This window comes from Inquilinus sp. OTU3971 (assembly GCF_038440215.1).
Window position 1 is genome coordinate 1 of sequence record NZ_JASATH010000386.1, and the last position, 2,364, is coordinate 2,364.

At 71.3% G+C, this 2,364-nt stretch carries 2 protein-coding genes; both read right to left on the reverse strand.

Going from position 1 to position 2,364, the window contains the following annotated elements:
• Positions 1-207: 207 nt before the first annotated feature.
• Positions 208-990 carry an IS21-like element helper ATPase IstB gene (gene istB, locus AAHM41_RS39930; protein WP_342242205.1) on the reverse strand — a complete coding sequence of 261 codons (783 nt, stop codon included), beginning with the start codon at positions 988-990 and terminating at the stop codon, positions 208-210.
• Positions 990-2,288, reverse strand: a complete 1,299-nt coding sequence (istA, locus tag AAHM41_RS39935; protein ID WP_342242206.1) for an IS21 family transposase — start codon at positions 2,286-2,288, stop codon at positions 990-992. The genes istB and istA overlap by 1 nt, the downstream gene beginning before the upstream one ends.
• Between the last annotated feature and the right edge of the window lie 76 nt (positions 2,289-2,364).

Here is a 2,364-nt window from a genome sequence, read left to right on the forward strand (position 1 = left end):
TATCAAGCGACATCCGGAACTGGACCCCTGTCGTCAGGGAGAACTGGCCCCCCTCGTCATGGTTGGTTGCGGCTCATCCCCGGAGTCCACAGGAGGGACCCGCGCGTAGCGGAGCGCCTCCGCGCGGCTGGCGTAGCGAAGCGCGGGAGGTCCCTGTGGGCCCCCGGGGTTGAGCCGCGGGGGTGGGGGGCCGGGGGCGGGGGTGCGTCATGCGACGGTCTCCGGTTTGAGGGTGCCGGGCTTGATCAGGCCGGCGCGGCGTTTCTCGCGCAGCCGGTAGCTGTCGCCGCGGATGGTGAGGACGTGGCTGTGGTGCAGCAGCCGGTCGAGGATGGCGGTGGCCACGACCGGGTCGCCGAAGACCTCGCCCCATTCGCCGACGGAGCGGTTGGAGGTGATCAGCAGGCTGCCGCGCTCGTAGCGGCGGGAGACGAGCTGGAAGAACAGATGCGCGGCGTTCGGCTCGAACGGCAGATAACCGAGCTCGTCGATGATCAGCAGCTTCGGCTTGGCGTAGAAGGCCAAGCGCTCCTCGAGCCGGCCCTCGACATGCGCCTTGGCGAGCGCCGCGACCAGGGCGGTGGCGGCGACGAAGAGGACCGAGTAGCCGGCGCGGATGGCTTCGCGTCCAAGCGCGATGGCCAGATGGGTCTTGCCGACGCCGGGCGGGCCCAAGAGCAGCAGGGCGTCGCCATGGGCGATCCAGCGGCAGGCGGCGAGATCGCGGATCTGGCCCGGATCGACCGACGGCTGGGCGCTGAAGTCGAAGCTGCCGAGATCGCGCATCGTCGGGAAGTGGGCGATCTTGCTGGCCATCTCGACCCGCCGCTCGTCCTTGCGGGCGATCTCGCGCTCGCAGAGGAAGGCGACCGCTTCGCGCAGCGTCAGCTCGCGCCGGGCGGCCTCGTCCAGGAGGCTGTCGAGCTGGTCGCGAATGGCGGTCAGCTTCAGCCGCGTGAGCCTGTCGAGGAGCTCGTCATGGTCGACCATCACCAGCCTCCCCCGACCAGCTGCTCGTACTCCGCCAGCGGCCGCAGCAGCGCCGCCGGGGGCGGCGCCTCGCGCGGCGGCGCGGCGGAGCGCAGCAGGCTCGAGACCGGCGACATGCCGCTGAAGTGCGCGGGCTCGATCAGCCGCTGCCGGCGGCCGGCGCATTCGGGATGGACCGCCACCTCCTGGCCGCCGTGCCGGATGCTGATCCGGCCGCCGGCGATCACCGCCCGCACGGTCTCGCCGATCAGCCGCCAGGGCACGCTGTAGGCGTTGGTGTCCACCTCGATGCAGCAATCCGACTGCACCCGGCGTGCGAGATCCCGCACCTGGCGGAAGGGCGGCCGGCCGGCGATGGGACGGAGGGCGGAAGCCTCCTCGCGCCGGAACCGCTGCACCGGCGGCTCGCCCGTCGTGCCGTGAACGCGCTCGTCGGCGATCTCCCGCATCCACCAGACCAGGTGCGCCTCCAGCGCCGCCCAGCTGGCGAAGATGTGGCCGGCAATCGCATTGCGCTTCACGTAGCCGACGCCGCGCTCGTCCTTGCCCTTGGTCCGGGCCCGGTACGGCGCGCAGGCACGCGGCCTGAACCCCCAGTATCTGGCGAAGGCCTGGAACCGCGCATTGAACCGCACCTCGCGCGTGGCCGCGTCATGGTGGTCGACCAGGGCGCGGGCGTTGTCGAGCAGGACCTCCTGCACGATCCCGCCGAAGTGCGCGAAGGCGCCTTCGACGCCGTCGAACCAGGCCGACTGCCGCTCGTGGCGAAAGGCCTGCACGTAGCAGCGGCGCGAGTAGCCCAGCGTCGCCACGAACAGATACAGCCGCGTCGCCTCGCCCCCGATCACCACCCGCGTCTCGCCGAAGTCGATCTGCAGCTGGCGCCCCGGCGGCGTCTCGAACCGGACCGTCGCCCGCGCCTCGGCCTGCAGGGCCTGCCGCAGCGGCGCCACCGCGCGCTCCACCGTCCGCAAGCTGACGACCAGACCGTGCTCGCGCGCCAGCTCCTGTCGCACCACGTCGGCGTTGCCCCGGTGCTGGCGGAACCGCTCGGCGAGCCAGTCCTCAAGGCCGTCCAGCATCCTGGGCCGCTCCGGCTTCTGGTATGCCGTCCAGCCGCCCGCAGCGAGATACCGCCGCACCGTCATGTGGCTGCAGCCAAGCTCCCGCGCGATCCGCCGAACACCCCAGCCCAAAGCCTTGAGCCGGAGCATCGCCGCGACCTCGTCCGGCTCTCTCATCTGCTCCCCCCGATCCACCACGTGATCGGGGCAGAACTTCATCATATCCTCGTCCATCAGGACCTCCTCGCGCTGGAGGAGGGTCCAGTTCCTCAAGGCGAAACGGGGCCAGTTTTACGCGTCGCCCGACACC